This window comes from Microbacterium sp. PM5, from assembly GCF_003293595.1.
GTDB lineage: Bacteria > Actinomycetota > Actinomycetes > Actinomycetales > Microbacteriaceae > Microbacterium.
Window position 1 is genome coordinate 1,351,917 of the sequence record NZ_CP022162.1, and the last position, 16,192, is coordinate 1,368,108.

A 16,192-nucleotide genomic window follows, 5' to 3' on the forward strand; every position below is an offset into this window, starting at 1 on the left:
GGCACGGAGAAGGGGGCCGGGTATGCTCCCCCGGCCCCCTTCGTTCCGCAGCGTCGGTCAGGCGCTGGCCTTGGCCTTCTTGGCCGTCGCCTTGGCGGGCGCCGTGCGCACGGTTCCCGTCACGGCCTCGCTCTCGGCGTGGGCGACCTTGCGGGCCGCGCGGACCTCCTCGAAGGAGGTGCCGTAGTAGGCGGCCTCCATGAGGGTCTTCATGTCCTCGATCATCGGCATCCGCGGGTTCGCCGGAGCGCACTGGTCGCGGTACGCGGCCAGGGCGAGCTCCTGCAGGCCCGAGATGAAGGTGGTCTCGTCGACGCCCTGCTGCTGGAACGACCGCTCGATGCCGACCCGGTCGCGCAGCTCCTCGACGGCGCGGGCGTAGCTTTCCACACCCTCCTCCGGGGTGGAAGCCGGAAGGCCGAGGTGCTTGGCGATCTCCTGGAACCGCTCGGGCGCGATGTAGCGCTCGTACTTCGGCCAGCTGGTCAGCTTGGTCGGGACGGTGCCGTTGTAGCGGATCACGTGGGGCAGGTAGACCGCGTTCGTGCGGCCGTGCACCAGGTGATAGGTCGCGCCGGTCACGTGCGCCATGGCGTGGACGATCCCGAGGAACGCGTTTCCGAAGGCCATACCCGAGATGGATGCCGCGTTGTGCATCTTCTCGCGGGCCTTGATGTCCTCGGCATCCGTCGAGTTCGGCTGCGCCTTGGTGCTGCGCTCGATGTTCTCGAAGATGAGTTTGATCGCGTGCAGGCACAGGCCGTCGGTGTAGTCGTTCGCGTACACCGACACGAAGGCCTCGGTGGCGTGCGTCAGCGCGTCGAAGCCCGCATCGGCGACCAGGAAACCGGGCAGCACCTTGGTGAGCACGGGGTCGATGATCGCGACCGACGGGGTCAGCGCGTAGTCGGCGAGCGGGTACTTCATGCCCGTCTCGTCGTCGGTGATGACGGCGAACGGGGTCATCTCGCTGCCGGTACCCGAGGTGGTCGGGATGCAGACGAGCTTCGCCTTCTTGCCGAGCTCGGGGAACTTGAACGCGCGCTTGCGCACGTCGAAGAACTTCTCGCACATGTCGGAGAACTCCACCTCGGGGTTCTCGTACAGCAGCCACATCACCTTGGACGCGTCCATCGGCGATCCGCCGCCGAGGGCGATGATCGTGTCGGGCTGGAACTGACGCATGAGGTCGGCGCCGGCGCGCACCTCGGAGACCTTCGGCTCCGGCTTGACGGTGTTGATCAGCTGCACCTGCACGCGGTTGTCACGCCGGTTCAGCACATCCATGATCTTGTCGACGTAGCCGAGCTTGGTCATGGTCTCGTCGGTGACGATGGTCACGCGCTCGACGCCGCGCATGTCGGCGAGGTAGCGGACGGCGTTCGGCTCGAAGTAGGTCTTCGCAGGGATCTTGAACCACTGCAGGTTGTTGTTGCGACGCCCGATGCGCTTGACGTTCAAGAGGTTCACCGCCGAGACGTTGTTGGAGACCGAGTTGTGTCCGTAGGAGCCGCAGCCGAGGGTCAGCGACGGCATGAACGCGTTGTAGATGTCACCGATACCGCCGAGGGCCGACGGGCTGTTCTCGATGATGCGGACGGCCTTGACGACGGCGCCGAACTGAGCGATGACGTCCTGGTCGTTGGAGTGGATCGCACCCGAGTGGCCGAGACCGTCGAAGTCGACCATCTGGCGCGCGAGGTCGATGCCCTCCGCCGGCGTCTTCGCGCGCAGCACGGCGAGCACCGGCGCGAGCTTCTCGCGCGTGAGAGGCTCCTGCGGGCCGACGCTGCCGACCTCGGCGAGGATGATCGACGTGTTCTCCGGAACGGTGAAGCCCGCGTGCTCCGCGATCCACTGCGGCGACTGGCCGACGACGGTCGGGTTCAGCTTGGCGCCGGCACAGTTCTCGCTGTCGGCCGTGACGCCGAAGATGAACTCCTCGAGCAGGCGCTTCTCGGCGGGCGTCGCCATGTAGGCGTGCAGACGCGCGAACTCGGCGAGGGCCTCTGCCGCGATCGGCTCGTCGAGGATGACGGCCTGCTCGCTGGCGCACACCATGCCCATGTCGAAGGACTTCGACAGGACGATGTCGTTGACGGCGCGGCCCACCTTGGCGGTGCGTTCGATGAAGGCCGGGACGTTGCCGGCGCCGACGCCGAGGGCGGGCTTGCCGCACGAGTAGGCGGCACGGACCATCGCGTTGCCACCGGTGGCGAGGATGAGGGCGACGCCCGGGTGGTTCATCAGCTCGCCGGACGCCTCCATCGAGGGCTCTTCGATCCACTGGATGCAGTTCTCCGGAGCGCCCGCGGCGATCGCCGCGTCGCGGACGATCTTCGCCGCGGCGACGGAACACTTCTGGGCCGCCGGGTGGAAGCCGAACACGATCGGGTTGCGGGTCTTCAGTGCGATGAGCGACTTGAAGATGGCTGTCGAGGTCGGGTTGGTGACGGGGGTCAGGGCGCAGATGACGCCGACCGGGTCGGCGATCTCGGTGATGCCGGTGATCTCGTCGTGCGAGATGACGCCGACCGTCTTCTGATTGATGATCGAGTTCGTCACGTGCTCGCAGGCGAACATGTTCTTCACGGCCTTGTCCTCGAACAGGCCGCGGCCGGTCTCTTCGACCGCCATGAGCGCGAGTTCGCCATGGAAGTGCAGGGCCGCGACGCTCGCCTTGCGGACGATGTGGTCGACCTGTTCCTGCGTGAAGGATGCGTACTCTGCGAGCGCGGCTTGTGCGCCTTCGACCAGAGCATCGATCGAGGTGGACATTGTGGGTTCTCCTACCCGGCGCGGACACGGTGTCCGCGTCATCGCTTTCCGGGTCCGAGGGCTCTCGGGCCTGTTCTGACCCCAGTATGACACTTGTGGTCTGACCACACAAGACCCGCGTGATTCCGGCGGTAGGCTCCGGCCATGAATAACGATGCGAGGCGGGGGCGCCGTCGGCATCCGCTCGTGCGCGCCGCACTCCTCGTCACTCTGATCATCGTCATCGCGACCGTTGCGGTCGTCGGTGCGCGGCTGATCGGAGACGACGCGGAACGGCGTGACGAGGCCGCCTTCTACGCGCAGCCCGCGGATGCTGCGGCCGGTGATCCCGGGACGCTCATCCGCTCGGCCGAGCTGGTCGGGGTTCCGTTCGAGGCGCGGGCGTGGCGCGTGATGTACCGGACGACGGACGTGCAGGGCCAGGCGGTCGTGTCGACGGGGATCGTGGTGGCGCCGCGCTCTGCCGCGCCGCGAGAGGGGCGGACGGTGCTCGCCTGGGCTCACCCGACCACGGGAGCGGCCGAGGACTGCGCACCATCGCGTTCGTTCGACCCCTATGCCCTCATCGAGGGGATGCGGTTCCTTCTGGATCGCGGCTACGTGATCGCCGCCACCGACTACGTCGGGATGGGCACGGCCGGCCCCGATTCGTACCTCGTCGGCGACACGGGCGGCAACGCCGTTCTCGATGCCGTGCGGGCTGCGCAGCACCTCGAAGACACCCGCGCGTCCGAGCGCGTGGTTCTGTGGGGTCACTCACAAGGCGGCCAGGCGGCTCTCTTCGCCGCACAACGTGCGCCTGCCTACGCGCCCGACCTCACCATCGCAGGGGTGGCGGTGGCCGCTCCGGCAGCCGATCTGACAGCGCTGCTCAGCGACCACATCAACGACATCTCGGGAGTCACGATCGGCTCGTATGCGTTCACGGCGTATGCGCAGGTCTATGCCGACCGCGGGGCCACACTCGACGGCATCCTGACTCCGGCCGCGTACGCCGTGCTCCCCGAGATGAATCAGCTGTGCCTGCTGAGCGACATGACGCAGTTGCATCACATCGCCCAACCCGTCGTCGGCCACTTCGTCACCGCCGATCCGGCGAAGGTGCAACCCTGGGCGAGCATCCTCGCGGAGAACTCCGCGGGCGGCACAGGATTCTCCGCGCCCCTGTTCGTGGCGCAGGGCCTGAAAGACACTCTGGTCCTCCCCGCGGCGACGGAGCAGTTCGTTGCCCACGAGAAGCAGCTCGGCGTGGACGTCGACTTCCACCCGATCAGCGATGCCGACCACGGCACGGTCGCCTATCTGGCCCTTCCTGCGCTGATGGCGTGGCTGGACAGTCACCGGCTGTGACGGCGCCGGCCATGAGCCGAGAAACGACGGAGGGTCAGGGGGCGAAGCCGCAGGCCGAGGCGACGAAATCGTACAGGCGGGAGCGCTGCTCGTCGCTGGCGACAAGGGTGAGGGTGCCGCTGTCGATCGGGTCGCTCAGCACCGACACCGCAGCGTCGAAGCGGGTGCCGACCTTGTCTTCGGCGATCGCATGCATGTCGCAGCGGGCGGGCACGGCATCGATGCGAAGCGTGACGCTCTCCCCCGCCGCCACGACCTGGGCCGGTTGCCACAGCCATCCGCCGGCGGCCGGCTGCAGCAGCGTGGTGCTCTTGACGGTGTCGAGCCGCACGGACGTGGCGCCATGGTTGGCGATGCGCACGGCGAGCTCCGCCACCGCGGCACCGTCGCGGGTCACGGTGGCGACGTCGACGAGATCGACGGCGGCGGTCGCCGCGAACCGGCTCGCAAAACACCCCTGCTGCACGGCGCGCGCGACGAAGCCGAAGGGGTCGTCGACGGCGTAGTCGTCGGATGCCGCGCCACGGTCGGTCTGGAAGACCAGATGCGCCGTGCCCGCGGCATCCGTCGGGCTTGCGCACGCGGGCGACATCAGGTCGGCGGTGACCGAGCGGGCACGGCGCGGCGGCACCGGCAGCGCGCCGGCCCATTGCAGCACGGACGCCCAGTGCGGGTCGGCGTACGTCAGAGCGGTGAGCGTCACCGCATCGGCGCCGTCGTTGTGCACGACGACCGACATCTTGCCGCGCGCGATGTCCAGCCTGTTCTGCTGCACCGAGACGCTGATGTGCGCGGGGGCGGGCAGGGCGGACGATGGGGCGACGCACCCGCTGAAGGCCACGGCGAGGGCGAAGAGGACAAGAACGCCGGCCAGCACCCGCCCCGGACGGCTCGAGCAGGCCTCCTCGATCATGGCGGCCAGTGTACTGACCGCGCCGCGGACACCAACCGGGTTTGTCACGCCGATGCGGCCAGCGCGCGTGACGACATCCGATCAGACTGGCGACATGCGGAAGATCCCCGTGTACTACTACTCCTCGTCGTCGAACCTGACCGGGCGGTTCGCTGAGGCTCTCGCGCGGATCGACGGCCGGCGCGTACTCAATCTGGCCCGCTCCGATGTCCGTCGCGGCGAGCCCAGCGGCCCCTGGGTGCTGCTGACGCCGTCGTACAAGGCCGGCAATGCGGATGAGGTGACCCTGCCCGCCGGGGTGCGCGCGTTCCTGCGCTCGCCGATGACGCGACGGCGCATGGTGGGCATCATCGGCTCGGGCAACCGCAACTTCGGGGACTACTACCAGGCGGCGGCGCGCCAGCTCTCGCACACGTCGGGACGGCCGGTGCTCTTCGAGTTCGAGCTGTCGGGTACCCGCGAGGACGTGGAACGATGCGCGGCGATCCTCGCCACCCTCGACGAAGCCCTCGACGAGGTGCGCGGCGCGAGCTGAGCGCGGCGCGCTGAGCGCGGCACGCTAACGTCGGCACAGACCGCATCGAGGACGACGCGGTCATCGACGAAGGAGAGCGCTGTGGCGGAATCACTCGACACCATCGTGGTCGGCGCCGGTGTCGCCGGGCTCACGGCGGCACGACTGCTGACGGATGCCGGTCATCGCACGGTCGTCATCGAGGCTCGGGACCGGATCGGCGGACGCGTCTGGACCGACCGCTCCGGCGGGTGGGTCACCGACCGCGGCGCCTCGTGGGTCCACGGCATCACCGACAGCCCCGTCGCCGCGGCGGCGAGCGCGTTCGGCATGCGGATGGTGGAGTTCACGGTCGGCGGCTATCAGCCCGACAGCCGCCCGATGGCGCACTACTCCCCTGAGGGCGCGCGGTTGAGCCCGGCGGAGGCTGCGGCGTATGTGGCGGATATCCACGCTGTGGATGCCGCGCTCATCGACGTGATCGCGGCATCCGGACCTCTCGCCACCTACCGCGATGTGACCGAGACCGCGCTCGGGGCTCAGGGGTGGCCGCCGGAACGTACCCAGCGCGTGCGGGAGTACCTGGAGCATCGCAGCGAGGAACAGTACGGCGCCGCCATCGCGGACCTTGCGGCCCACGGTCTCGACGACGATCAGATCGACGGCGACGAGGTCGTCTTCCCCGACGGCTACGACCGCCTCGCTGAGGGGCTCGCGACCGACCTGGACATCCGGCTCTCGCACGTCGTCTCGCACGTGCGCTGGGGGGCCGATGGCGTGGCGGTCACGAGCGATCGGGGCGTCTTCACGGCGCGGCAGGCGGTCGTGACGGTGCCGGTCGGTGTGCTGCAGTCCGACGGATTCGCGATCGAGCCCGCGTTGCCGAACCCGGTCGCGGCGGCGCTGGCGCGACTGCGCATGAACGCCTTCGAGAAGGTCTTCCTGCGATTCTCGGAGCGGTTCTGGGACGCCGGCGTCTATGCGATTCGCCAGCAGGGCCCGGCGGGGCGCTGGTGGCACTCGTGGTACGACCTGACCGCATTGCACGACGAGCCGACCCTGCTCACCTTCGCTGCGGGTCCCGCCGCCGTCGCGACCCGCAGCTGGACCGACGCCGAGGTCGTCGCCTCGGTGATGGCGCCCCTGCGCCGCCTGTTCGGCGAGGACATTGCCGACCCCGTGGCCGTGCAGCGCACCGCGTGGCAGGACGACCCGTTCGCACGCGGCTCGTACGCCTTCATGCTGCCGGGGTCGACGACGGCGGATCATGACGCCCTCGCCACGCCGATCGGTGAGGTGCTCAACATCGCGGGCGAGGCCACGTGGACGGACGATCCGGCTACCGTCACCGCCGCCCTCTGCTCGGGTCACCGGGCGGCGCAGAACGTCCTCGGAGCTCCCGTTCCGATCGAGCGAATCTGGGACAGATCTCCCAACCTTCAGCAAGCCTGAAGGATGTGGCGTAGAGTGACGACATGCTCCCTCTCGCCATCGTCATCATCACGGCCGCCCTCGTCTTCTACAGCATCGGCGTCTGGGCCGAACGCATTCAGCGCACCCTCCGCTGGTGGCACGCGGGCATGTTCGCCCTCGGCCTCGCCGCCGACACCACCGGCACCCTGCTCATGACGCAGATCGCGGCCGACCGGCGCGCGGACGGCGTCGCCGAGACGGCCGCGGGAACCCTCATGGCCTGGACCGGCACCGCCGCGATCGTCCTCATGGCGATCCACCTGATCTGGGCGATCATCGTGCTGGTGCGGGGCCGCGAGAACGAGAAGCGCGCGTTCCACCGCTTCAGCATCGTCGTCTGGGCGATCTGGCTGATCCCCTACGTCGCGGGCGCGGTCAGCGCGATGGCGGGCTGACGCTCGACGCGGCATCCGTGCCGTCGGCGGCATCCGCACCCTCGGCACGAACCGCCGTGCGCCGGGAGGCGACCGCGGTGGATGCCGCCAGCGCCGTGATCGTCACGATCGCCCCGAGCACGAGCGCCGCCTGCTCCCCCGCGGTGAGCGCTCCCGTCTCGGCTCCGATCGTGGCGGCGGCGATCGGGACGCCGAGTTGGGCGGCGGCGATCACGGCCCACAGCGGACGCTGCCGCAGCAGCACCCCGGACAGGTGCGCGAGGAGCGCGCCCGCCCCGAGCAGCACTCCTAGCCAGAGGTACGCGGGCGCGTCGACGAGGCTGCCGAGCGAGAGCGACGCGCCGAGCCACACGAAGTAGAGGGGCGAGAGGAAGCCCTCCGTCACCGCGAACAGCTGTCGGGCGAGTCGCCGCGGCTCCCCGGCGCTGGCGACCGCCAGACCCCCGGCGAAACCGGCGAGCAGCACGGAGACGTGCGAGACGGTGGCGAGGGCGCCGAGTGCGCAGACCAGGATGAGGCTGACGCGCAGCTCGATCGCGAGCTCGTGCGTCTTGCTGGTCTCGCGCAGGCGCTTCCACCGGTCGCCGCGCGCGCCCCACCGCAGCCCCAGCGCCAGCAGCAGCGCCACGGCGGCGATGCCGAGCGCGCCGAGGGCCGCGACCGGTGCACGCTCCGGGTCCATCGCGAGGGGCAGGGCGACGATGCAGGCCGTGTCGGCGATCGCGACCTGCGCGATGGTCGCCAGCAGCGGCGCACCTCCGAGACGCGTCTGCTGGACGGCGGGCAGCACGAGCGCGGCGGAGGACGACGCCATGACCACGGCGTAGACGGCGGCGTGCCCCGTGTCGAACAGCGTCGCGAGTCCCCAGCCGGCGAAGGCGGCGACCACGCCGACCACGACGGCCTGCAGCGCGCCCCGGCCGAGCGCCGGGCGCAGGCGCGCGTCGCGAAGCGGCACGTGGGTGCCCGCGACGAACATCGTGAGACCGAAGCCGAGCGTCGCGAGGAAGCTGAACGTGCGGTCGGTGGGGTCGACCAGGTGCAGCCCGGAGACGCCGATCACCATGCCCGCGACGAGCTCGCCGATCACGACCGGCACGCGCCACCGACTGCCGGCGGACAGCAGCGGACCGAGCAGCGCGACCGCACCCACCAGCGCGAGCGTCTGCAGGTTCATGCGTTCACGCTGCGGCGGCGTCCGGCCCGACGATGCGGCACGGGATCTCCGTGTTCTCGTCGAGGTACCAGCTGGCACAGACGCGGTGATAGCCGTCGGCGATCTGCGCGGGCAGCGCGCGCGTGAGGTCGCCGTGGACGATGAGCACGGGCGACAGCGGCTTGCCCGCGCGCACCTTGCGGAGGTCATCGGCGACGTGCGGGTTGTCGATCGGAAGCAGCGGCAGGTTCGCCGCCCGCAGGATGTCCTTCGCCTTCTTCACCACCGTCGCCCGCGTGCGCAGGGCCGCGACGAGAGAACGGGCCCGCTCGGGATCGGCGACGAGGCGGAGGTAGTCCTCCGCCGCGGGGAAGTCATGCTCGTCGGGGTCGTTCTTCCAGATGGGGTCGGCCATGAGGACATTGTGCTCCGCGGCGGGGCCGGCGCCCGGCGCGACGCGTCACGAGTCCTGCGTGGCCGCCCCGTCCCGCTGCAGCGCGAAGTCGCCGAGGGCGGCGGAGGTGGGCAGATCGACCCACAGCCGGAGGCTGCCGGGGCGCGCTCCGGCCCCGTTGATGATCGCCGCGCCGCCGATTCGACGCAGGAGCGGAGCGATGGACGCGGCGACCTCGCGCGGGAGCGAGCCGACACCGCGGCCGTTGGAGGTCACGGCCACCGTGGTCGTGTCGTGCCGGGTCGAGGCGACGTGGCGCATCACGTAGGTGCGCCGCTCCTCACCGCGACGCTCACGGTCGTTGACGAGGAAATGTGTCTTCTCGAGAGCGACCCGCCGCGTCTCGAGCCCGCGCAGATCGGGGAGATCGTCGTGCCGGCTGACACGACCGGTCACGACATGGAGCACTTCTTCCCACCACGCTGGCATGGCACCTTCCTTTCGGGTCGGTATGCCATCACCGCAGTGGAGCATGTGTCCACCGTCTCACACCGGACTGTGGGAGTGCTGACCGCCTCAGTCCCGGGTCGATCGGACCGTCGGCACCGTCGTGTTCGGCATCATCCGGCAGCGGGCACGGCGCGCTCGAAGCTGACCGACGCGGCGAGGGCCACGACGGCGGCGGCGCGCTCGCGCTCTCCCTCGGCCGTCTTCTCGTCGCGCAGGGCGGCCGCGTCGCGGCGCTCGACGGCGCGGTCGCTGATCTCCGCGAGCCGGTCGGCAAGCACCGTTCCGAGACCGTCGCGCAGCTCTTCGAGGTTGGTGTTCGCGATCTCCAGGCGGCGATCGGACACCGTCAGCTCGACCACGGGGTATCCGTTGCGGATCAGCATCTCGCGCGTCTCGTCGCTCAGCAGATCGGCGATCTCCTCGCGCTGCGGCCGACGGGTGAACACCGCCTCGACGGTGTAGCGGGCCGGGGCGTCCGCTGTCATCAATGCGGACGGCAGCGAGCCCGCCAGCACCGATCCGAGGCCGAGGGCGGCGCTGTGGGACGGGCTCTTCGTCGTGCTCTGTGTACTCATGACCTGACGGTACGCCCCGAAGATGTGCGCCTCACAGCTTCGGGGCGTACTCCCGCGCGTCGCTCACGCGTCGGCGCGGGACGGAAGGACCCAGCCGGCGCGCGGGAAGTGGCACGTGTAGCCGTTGGGATAGCGCAGCAGGTAGTCCTGGTGCTCGGGCTCCGCCTCCCAGAACGCGCCCAGGGGCTCGATCGTCGTGACGGCCGGGGCCGGCCACAGCCCGGACGCGTCGACGTCGGCGATCGTGTCACGGGCGACGCGCTCCTGCTCGGGCGTGACGGGGAAGATGGCCGAGCGGTAGCTCGTACCGATGTCGTTGCCCTGGCGGTTCAGCGTCGACGGGTCGTGGATCTGGAAGAAGAACGCCAGGATGTCGCGATACGTCGTCACACCCGGATCGAAGACGATCTCGACCGCTTCGGCGTGGCCCGGGTGATGCCGGTAGGTCGCGTGGTCCTTCTGGCCGCCCGTGTACCCGACGCGGGTGCTGATCACACCGGGCTGGCGGCGGATCAGATCCTCCATCCCCCAGAAGCAGCCACCCGCGAGGATCGCGGTCTCGGTGCCGGCCGGCTGGGTGATGGCTCCGGTGTCGCTCGGTCCGCTGGTCATGCTGCATCCTCCTGGGTGGTCGTCGGGTCGGTGGTGGGGGCGGTGGGGAATCGGTCGAGATACTCACCGTAACCCTGGTCGGCGAGCTCATCGACGGGCACGAAGCGCAGCGATGCCGAGTTCATGCAGTAGCGCAGGCCGCCCTCGGCGCGGGGGCCGTCGTCGAAGACGTGGCCGAGGTGGCTGTCGGCACCGGAGGAGCGCACCTCGGTGCGCGTCATCCAGAGCGTGCGGTCGGTCGTGGTGACCACGGCATCCGGATCGATCGGGCGGGTGAAGCTCGGCCATCCCGTGCCGCTGTCGAACTTGTCCGTCGATGCGAACAGGGGCTGGCCCGAGACGACATCGACGTAGATGCCGTCGTCGTGCAGGTTCCAGTACGCGTTTCGGAACGGCGGCTCGGTGCCCTCGTCCTGCGTCACGGCGTACTGCTGGTCGGTGAGGCGGCTGAGCGCCTCGGGAGTCTTGCGGTAGTCCTTCGACATGGTGTCTCCTCTGCGAATACCGCTGGCTGCGGCATCACTCGTTGCAACAGAGGATGCGCCCGATTTGGTCCCGTGAGGCTGGGCGGCGGCTGTGAGTTCTGGAGAGGCCGACCAAGGGACGCCCTGAAGCTCCCATAGGAAACCCAAAGAATCGATGAGGGGTGCGCTTAGGCGTTGCTTCCACACTCGGAACATCTCGACCGCACTCCTGAGGAGAACGACATGAACCGCATCCCCGAACCCGACCAGACGCCCGACGGTCCGGCCTTCGAAGGTCGCCTGCTGGACCGCCCCGACGACGAGGTGGTCGACCAAGGCGCCGGCTTCGACATGCGCACTCTCGTCAGCCGCCGCAACGTCCTCGCGCTGGTCGGCCTCGGCGCCGGGGCCGCCACCCTGGCGGCCTGCAGCGCGCAGAGCGCGGCCAGCCCGACGACATCCACCGCGACGACGACTGCGAGCACGACGCCCTCGAGCTCGCCCTCCCCCTCAGCCACGTCGTCGGCGACCTACGCCACGGCGGAGATCAACCAGGAGACGAACGGCCCCTACCCTGCCGACGGAACCGGCGGGGTGAACGTGCTGAGCGAGTCGGGCATCGTGCGCGGCGACATCCGCTCCAGTCTTGACGGCGGCGCCACGGCAGAGGGAGTGCCGCTCACGTTCACGTTCACGCTCAGCGACCTCGCGAACGGCAACGCGCCCTACGCCGGCGCGGCGATCTACGTCTGGCACTGCGATGCGCAGGGCCTGTACTCGATGTATTCGGACGCCATCGTCGACGAAACCTACCTCCGCGGCATCCAGGTCGCCGACGCGAGCGGCCAGGTCACCTTCTCCACCATCGTGCCCGGCTGCTACCGCGGCCGGTGGACGCACATCCACTTCGAGGTCTACCCGGATGCCGCCTCGGCGACGAACGTGGAGAACCAGATCGCGACGTCACAGGTGGCCTTCCCCCAGGAGATGCTCGACGCGGTGTATGCGCTGAGCAGCTATCCGGGATCGTCGGCGAACCTCGCCGATATCGGCAGCCTGGACAACGACAACGTGTTCTCCGACGGCTACGAGCTCGAGATGGGCACCTTCTCCGGCGACACCGGTTCGGGGTACGTCGGATCGCTCTCGGTCGCTATCGACGCGAGCACCCAGGCCACGGTCTCGTCGCCCGGTGGCGGCAGCCGCCCGTGACCTCTCACCCCACCGAAGGAAAGAAATCATGCTGCAGAATCTGACGGGCTGGCACGCCCTCATCATCCTTGCCGTCGTCGTCCTCCTCTTCGGAGCCGCAAAACTGCCCGCCCTCGCCCGCAGCATCGGGCAGTCGGTGCGCATTCTGAAGAATGAGACCGCGGCAGAGGCCGGCACGGTGCCCGCCGCGCCGACGGACGTCGCCGCCGCAGAGCCGCACACCCTCTTATCCGCACCCGCCGCGCCGACCGCGCCGGTGCCCGCGCGCGCAATGCCGGAGCGCGCGTCGTGACCGCCGCCACCGCCGCGCGCGGCGCGATGCCGCTCGCGGCTCACGCCCGCGAAGCCCGCACGCGTTCGACCCGCGCGGCGGTGGCTCTGGCGATCGGCATCGCGGCGGGCTTCCTGCTCTCCGAGCAGATCCTCGCCATCCTGCGCGCCCCCATCGAGCAGATCGCCCAGTCACGCGACGCGAGCCTCAACTACGACAGCATCACGGGCGCGTTCGACCTCAGGGTGAAGATCGCACTGTTCTCGGGCATCGTTCTGTCGAGCCCGGTGTGGCTGTTCGAACTGTTCGCGTACGTCTCCCCCGGGCTCACGCGGCGCGAGCGCCGGTACACGTTCTCCTCTGCCGCGTGCGCCATCGTGCTGTTCGCGGCGGGGAGCGCGTTCGGCGTGCTGCTGTTCCCGCACATGGTGGAGGTTCTCGCCGGTTTCGCCTCCGACCAGGACAGTTCGATCCTCAATGCCGGGTACTACGTCGACTTCGTCCTCAAGCTGGTCGTCGCCTTCGGAGTGGCGTTCGTCCTTCCGGTTCTGCTCGTCCTGCTCAACACTCTCGGTGCCCTGTCGGCGCGCACCATCCGTCGTCAGTGGCGCATCGCCGTCGTCACCATCGCCGTGTTCAGTGCGGTGGTCACCCCCGCCGCCGACGTGCTGTCGATGTTCCTGGTCGCCGCTCCCATGTCGATGCTGTACGGCGCGGCGGTGCTGGTCACATCGATCGCCGATCGCCGCAGGGCCGGGCGAGCGATCACCCCGTCACGCCCCCGCCGCGAAGGAGCCCTCGCATGTTCGGGCTGACGTTTGAGAAGCTCCTCGTCGTCCTCCTCATCGCCACGGTGCTGCTCGGCCCGACGCGACTGCCGGCGTATACGCGCCGGTTCGCCGCGTTCGTGCGCGCCCTGCGCTCGCACGTAGACGCGGCGAGCGCCCGCATCGAGACGGAGACGGGTGTCAGCGCGGCGCAGTGGCGCGCCCTCGATCCGCGCCAGTACGACCCGAGGACGATCATCCGCGAGGCGCTGGAGGTCTCACCCACGCCCGGCGATGCCGCCGTCTCGGCTCCGAGTTCCGCCGAGCGCCCTGTGAGCGGGCCTCCGACCGAACTCGAGCTCCCGGCGCCAGCGCTCGCCGTGCAGCTCTCGGACGAAGAGCTCCTCCGCATCAGGCCCGGCCAGCGCTACCTCGTCATCGGCGGATCGGCGCACCCGGTGCGCGTCGCCATCGACGAGCTTCCCGACGGTCATCCGGCGCGCCTCGCCGCCCAGCCGCTGCGCGAGCCCGATGAGGCCATCACGGCGTCGGCATCAGAATCGGGCTCGGCTACCGCGCACGCGGCGTCGCAGGCCCCGGTCCTCTCGACCTCCGACACCTGACGACGTTCGGCGGTGCGGAGTCTGGCAGGAATACGACGAGGCTCGGCGGGCGGCAGCATCCGCCCTGCGCGTCGGTGTCGGGAGACTGGATCAATGCACCTCACCGATTTCCGCGCACCCGACACGTTGGCTGCGCGCGGAGCACTCGAACTCGCCCGCCAGTACCAGTCGCCTGCGATCACGGCGCACGCGCTGCGGTCCTGGATCTGGGCCGAGGCGTTCGCGCGCATCGACGGTCTCGGCGAGGTGGACCACGAGCTTCTCTACGTCGCCGCCGTGCTTCACGACATCGGCACGGTGACCGCGTTCGACAACCACACGATCTCGTACGAGCACGCCGGCGGTCACGTCGGTGTCGCCCTCACCGCCGGGGCGGGGTGGCCGGCGGAACGACGCGAACGTGTGCTCGAGGTGATCGTGCGCCACAACTGGCCGCGGGTCGATCCGGCGATGGATGCCGAGGGCTATCTCTTGGAGGTCGCGACCGGTCTCGACATCTCGGGCGCACGCCCCGAGGCGCTTCCCGAGGCGTTCCGACGCGAGGTGCTCTCGGTCTACCCGCGCGGCACGCTGGCCGCGGAGTTCGGGGCGTGCGTGATCGATCAGGCCGCGCGCAAACCCGACACCGCGGCACGACGACTCGTCGACGGTGGCGTCATCGAAAAGCTCGCGGACAATCCACTGGAGCGACTGCCGGTCTGACCACAGGCCCGCGCCAGAGGGTGCGGATCGGTCAGCGCGGGACGAGCAGGTCGCGGCCGAAGCAGACCGACAGCTCCGACCCGGCATACGACCCGAACAGCGGGATGGGCGCGTAGCCCTCGCGCTGGTAGAAACGGATCGCATCGGGCTGCGCCGTACCGGTCTCCAGCACGAGACGTCGGGCACCGAGGAGACGAGCTTGCTCCTCCAACTCGCGAAGCACCGCGCTGGCGACCCCGGAGCCACGAACCGACGGCGCCGCGTACATGCGCTTGATCTCCACGACGCCGGGGCCGAGGATGTCGTCGGGCAACGGGCGAAGTCCGCCACAGGCCACCGGCGCACCCTCCTGATCACGCGCCACGACGAAGACCGGCACGTCCGCGGCCGACGGCGTCGCACCCGGTTCGTGATCGTCGGAACCGTAGCGCGCGTCGAGCTCCTGGCGCTGGGCCCGTCGCAGGAGGTCGGCGTCGGGGTCGTCGAACGGAGTGAGCGCGAGAGCCCAGGGCATGGAGGCCTTTCGTCAGCCGCAGAGCGGCGGTCGCACGCTCCGAAGAACATTCTGGCCGATGGCGTCACCGCACGACGGCGAGCGGCTGGGCTCAGCGGAAGAGGTCCACATTGTCGCGGACCCAGGTGCGGAAGGATCGCGCAGGGCGACCGGTGATGCGCGTGTACTCGTCGGAGATGTCCGGCACCGCACCCACGGCTTCGCGCCAGTCCTTGATGATCTGACGGACCCACGGCTCCGGCACGTGCGGGGACAACATCGCAGCCGCTTCTTCTTCCGTCTGCTCGACGACGACCAGGTCCCGCCCGATCTCAGCGCCGATGACGGCGACCTGCTCGCGCAGGCTGAGCCGCGCGGGGCCGGAGAGCACGGGGGCGCCACCGATCAAGGCGTCGGAGGTCAGCGCCGCGACGGCGACATCCGCGATATCCGCCTCGTGAATCGGCGCTTGCACCGCATCCGGGTAGGGAAAGGCGACCGCGCCGTCCGACGCGATGCCCCACCTCCAGCGCGCGGCGTTGCTTGCGAACCCGCCCGGACGCACGAAGGTGTAGTCGACGCCCGATTCGCGGATCGCTCGCTCGACGCCCAGGAACCTCGAGGCGTTGAAGTCACTGCTCGCGTCCGGAGACGTGACGGAGGAGGACGACAGCAGCACGACATGACGCACCCCCGACGCCGCGACCTCGAGAGCCACCGCCTCGGGGTCGTCGACATCCGCGTAGAGGAAGACCCGCTCCGCTCCCGACAGGGCAGCACCGAGCGAGCGCGGATCGTTCAGGTCGGCGGCCGCCACCGGCACCCCGGGCGGCACCACGAGCGCGTCGGGGCGACGGCTCGTCGCCCGCACATCGACCCCACGTTCGCGCAGGCCGGCGAGCACCGCTCCCCCGACCGCGCCGCTGGCACCGAAAACCACGACCGTCATGGCGACCTCTTCTCCTGATCGGCTCGCACATTGCGAACACT

19 protein-coding genes are annotated in these 16,192 nt (G+C 69.8%); 9 read left to right on the forward strand and 10 right to left on the reverse strand.

What is annotated here, in order from left to right; all coding sequences use genetic code 11:
• Positions 1 to 57: 57 nt before the first annotated feature.
• Positions 58 to 2,778: a bifunctional acetaldehyde-CoA/alcohol dehydrogenase gene (gene adhE, locus CEP17_RS06655; protein ID WP_112931681.1), complete on the reverse strand. Its 2,721-nt coding sequence runs from the start codon at positions 2,776 to 2,778 to the stop codon at positions 58 to 60.
• Between the two features lie 144 nt (positions 2,779 to 2,922).
• On the opposite strand from adhE, the gene CEP17_RS06660 reads away from it, so the two are divergent.
• Positions 2,923 to 4,128 (forward strand): lipase family protein, encoded by a 1,206-nt coding sequence (locus CEP17_RS06660; RefSeq protein ID WP_112931682.1) that lies wholly within the window; start codon positions 2,923 to 2,925, stop codon positions 4,126 to 4,128.
• Positions 4,129 to 4,162: 34 nt separating this feature from the next.
• Here the strand turns inward: CEP17_RS06660 and CEP17_RS06665 are convergent, their stop codons facing one another.
• Positions 4,163 to 5,041, reverse strand: coding sequence for a hypothetical protein (locus tag CEP17_RS06665; RefSeq protein WP_112931683.1), 879 nt, complete (start codon positions 5,039 to 5,041; stop codon positions 4,163 to 4,165).
• Between the two features lie 94 nt (positions 5,042 to 5,135).
• Between CEP17_RS06665 and nrdI the strand changes: the two genes are divergently transcribed.
• From nrdI to CEP17_RS06680, 3 genes are all read left to right on the forward strand, one after another.
• Positions 5,136 to 5,576, forward strand: a complete 441-nt coding sequence (gene nrdI / locus CEP17_RS06670; protein ID WP_039416393.1) for a class Ib ribonucleoside-diphosphate reductase assembly flavoprotein NrdI — start codon at positions 5,136 to 5,138, stop codon at positions 5,574 to 5,576.
• 81 nt (positions 5,577 to 5,657) lie between these two features.
• Positions 5,658 to 7,007 carry an NAD(P)/FAD-dependent oxidoreductase gene (locus tag CEP17_RS06675; protein ID WP_112931684.1) on the forward strand — a complete coding sequence of 450 codons (1,350 nt, stop codon included), beginning with the start codon at positions 5,658 to 5,660 and terminating at the stop codon, positions 7,005 to 7,007.
• Between the two features lie 23 nt (positions 7,008 to 7,030).
• The gene (locus CEP17_RS06680) at positions 7,031 to 7,423 is read left to right on the forward strand and encodes an HsmA family protein (RefSeq protein WP_112931685.1); all 393 of its coding nucleotides are present in this window, start codon (positions 7,031 to 7,033) and stop codon (positions 7,421 to 7,423) included.
• Here the strand turns inward: CEP17_RS06680 and CEP17_RS06685 are convergent.
• From CEP17_RS06685 to msrB, 6 genes are all read right to left on the reverse strand, one after another.
• Positions 7,404 to 8,600, reverse strand: coding sequence for a cation:proton antiporter (locus tag CEP17_RS06685; RefSeq protein WP_112931686.1), 1,197 nt, complete (start codon positions 8,598 to 8,600; stop codon positions 7,404 to 7,406). The two genes, CEP17_RS06680 and CEP17_RS06685, sit on opposite strands and share 20 nt — an antisense overlap.
• Positions 8,601 to 8,604: 4 nt before the next feature.
• Positions 8,605 to 8,994: a hypothetical protein gene (locus tag CEP17_RS06690; protein ID WP_112931687.1), complete on the reverse strand. Its 390-nt coding sequence runs from the start codon at positions 8,992 to 8,994 to the stop codon at positions 8,605 to 8,607.
• 45 nt (positions 8,995 to 9,039) lie between these two features.
• Positions 9,040 to 9,462 (reverse strand): hypothetical protein, encoded by a 423-nt coding sequence (locus CEP17_RS06695; protein ID WP_036321705.1) that lies wholly within the window; start codon positions 9,460 to 9,462, stop codon positions 9,040 to 9,042.
• Between the two features lie 131 nt (positions 9,463 to 9,593).
• Positions 9,594 to 10,058, reverse strand: a complete 465-nt coding sequence (locus CEP17_RS06700; protein WP_036321690.1) for a hypothetical protein — start codon at positions 10,056 to 10,058, stop codon at positions 9,594 to 9,596.
• 63 nt (positions 10,059 to 10,121) lie between these two features.
• Positions 10,122 to 10,670 carry a peptide-methionine (S)-S-oxide reductase MsrA gene (msrA, locus tag CEP17_RS06705; RefSeq protein WP_112931688.1) on the reverse strand — a complete coding sequence of 183 codons (549 nt, stop codon included), beginning with the start codon at positions 10,668 to 10,670 and terminating at the stop codon, positions 10,122 to 10,124.
• A complete protein-coding gene (gene msrB, locus CEP17_RS06710) occupies positions 10,667 to 11,155 on the reverse strand; it encodes a peptide-methionine (R)-S-oxide reductase MsrB (protein WP_112931689.1) in 489 nt (162 codons plus the stop codon). Before msrB ends, msrA begins: the two co-directional genes overlap by 4 nt.
• Before the next feature lie 222 nt (positions 11,156 to 11,377).
• Here msrB and CEP17_RS06715 point away from each other — a divergent pair, with 222 nt between their 5' ends.
• The 5 genes from CEP17_RS06715 to CEP17_RS06735 all read left to right on the forward strand — a co-directional run bounded on the left by CEP17_RS06715 (position 11,378) and on the right by CEP17_RS06735 (position 14,709).
• On the forward strand, positions 11,378 to 12,346 hold the full coding sequence (locus tag CEP17_RS06715) for an intradiol ring-cleavage dioxygenase (RefSeq protein ID WP_112931690.1): 969 nt from the start codon (positions 11,378 to 11,380) through the stop codon (positions 12,344 to 12,346).
• 28 nt (positions 12,347 to 12,374) lie between these two features.
• Positions 12,375 to 12,638, forward strand: coding sequence for a twin-arginine translocase TatA/TatE family subunit (locus CEP17_RS06720; RefSeq protein ID WP_112931691.1), 264 nt, complete (start codon positions 12,375 to 12,377; stop codon positions 12,636 to 12,638).
• Positions 12,635 to 13,432 (forward strand): twin-arginine translocase subunit TatC, encoded by a 798-nt coding sequence (gene tatC / locus CEP17_RS06725; RefSeq protein ID WP_343234082.1) that lies wholly within the window; start codon positions 12,635 to 12,637, stop codon positions 13,430 to 13,432. The genes CEP17_RS06720 and tatC overlap by 4 nt, the downstream gene beginning before the upstream one ends.
• Positions 13,420 to 14,007 (forward strand): hypothetical protein, encoded by a 588-nt coding sequence (locus tag CEP17_RS06730; RefSeq protein WP_204359867.1) that lies wholly within the window; start codon positions 13,420 to 13,422, stop codon positions 14,005 to 14,007. The genes tatC and CEP17_RS06730 overlap by 13 nt, the downstream gene beginning before the upstream one ends.
• Before the next feature lie 93 nt (positions 14,008 to 14,100).
• A complete protein-coding gene (locus CEP17_RS06735; protein ID WP_112931692.1) occupies positions 14,101 to 14,709 on the forward strand; it encodes an HD domain-containing protein in 609 nt (202 codons plus the stop codon).
• Positions 14,710 to 14,740: 31 nt separating this feature from the next.
• On the opposite strand, the gene CEP17_RS06740 is transcribed toward CEP17_RS06735, so the two are convergent.
• Positions 14,741 to 15,223, reverse strand: a complete 483-nt coding sequence (locus CEP17_RS06740; RefSeq protein ID WP_112931693.1) for a GNAT family N-acetyltransferase — start codon at positions 15,221 to 15,223, stop codon at positions 14,741 to 14,743.
• Positions 15,224 to 15,314: 91 nt separating this feature from the next.
• On the reverse strand, positions 15,315 to 16,151 hold the full coding sequence (locus tag CEP17_RS06745) for an NAD(P)H-binding protein (protein WP_112931694.1): 837 nt from the start codon (positions 16,149 to 16,151) through the stop codon (positions 15,315 to 15,317).
• Between the last annotated feature and the right edge of the window lie 41 nt (positions 16,152 to 16,192).

Coding starts and splice junctions, on each gene's coding strand:
- adhE (WP_112931681.1), bottom strand. CDS start 2,778: ATGTCCACCTCGATCGATGCTCTGGTCGAAGGCGCACAAGCCGCGCTC.
- CEP17_RS06660 (WP_112931682.1), top strand. CDS start 2,923: ATGAATAACGATGCGAGGCGGGGGCGCCGTCGGCATCCGCTCGTGCGC.
- CEP17_RS06665 (WP_112931683.1), bottom strand. CDS start 5,041: ATGATCGAGGAGGCCTGCTCGAGCCGTCCGGGGCGGGTGCTGGCCGGC.
- nrdI (WP_039416393.1), top strand. CDS start 5,136: ATGCGGAAGATCCCCGTGTACTACTACTCCTCGTCGTCGAACCTGACC.
- CEP17_RS06680 (WP_112931685.1), top strand. CDS start 7,031: ATGCTCCCTCTCGCCATCGTCATCATCACGGCCGCCCTCGTCTTCTAC.
- CEP17_RS06685 (WP_112931686.1), bottom strand. CDS start 8,600: ATGAACCTGCAGACGCTCGCGCTGGTGGGTGCGGTCGCGCTGCTCGGT.
- CEP17_RS06690 (WP_112931687.1), bottom strand. CDS start 8,994: ATGGCCGACCCCATCTGGAAGAACGACCCCGACGAGCATGACTTCCCC.
- CEP17_RS06695 (WP_036321705.1), bottom strand. CDS start 9,462: ATGCCAGCGTGGTGGGAAGAAGTGCTCCATGTCGTGACCGGTCGTGTC.
- CEP17_RS06700 (WP_036321690.1), bottom strand. CDS start 10,058: ATGAGTACACAGAGCACGACGAAGAGCCCGTCCCACAGCGCCGCCCTC.
- msrA (WP_112931688.1), bottom strand. CDS start 10,670: ATGACCAGCGGACCGAGCGACACCGGAGCCATCACCCAGCCGGCCGGC.
- msrB (WP_112931689.1), bottom strand. CDS start 11,155: ATGTCGAAGGACTACCGCAAGACTCCCGAGGCGCTCAGCCGCCTCACC.
- CEP17_RS06715 (WP_112931690.1), top strand. CDS start 11,378: ATGAACCGCATCCCCGAACCCGACCAGACGCCCGACGGTCCGGCCTTC.
- CEP17_RS06720 (WP_112931691.1), top strand. CDS start 12,375: ATGCTGCAGAATCTGACGGGCTGGCACGCCCTCATCATCCTTGCCGTC.
- CEP17_RS06730 (WP_204359867.1), top strand. CDS start 13,420: ATGTTCGGGCTGACGTTTGAGAAGCTCCTCGTCGTCCTCCTCATCGCC.
- CEP17_RS06735 (WP_112931692.1), top strand. CDS start 14,101: ATGCACCTCACCGATTTCCGCGCACCCGACACGTTGGCTGCGCGCGGA.
- CEP17_RS06740 (WP_112931693.1), bottom strand. CDS start 15,223: ATGCCCTGGGCTCTCGCGCTCACTCCGTTCGACGACCCCGACGCCGAC.
- CEP17_RS06745 (WP_112931694.1), bottom strand. CDS start 16,151: ATGACGGTCGTGGTTTTCGGTGCCAGCGGCGCGGTCGGGGGAGCGGTG.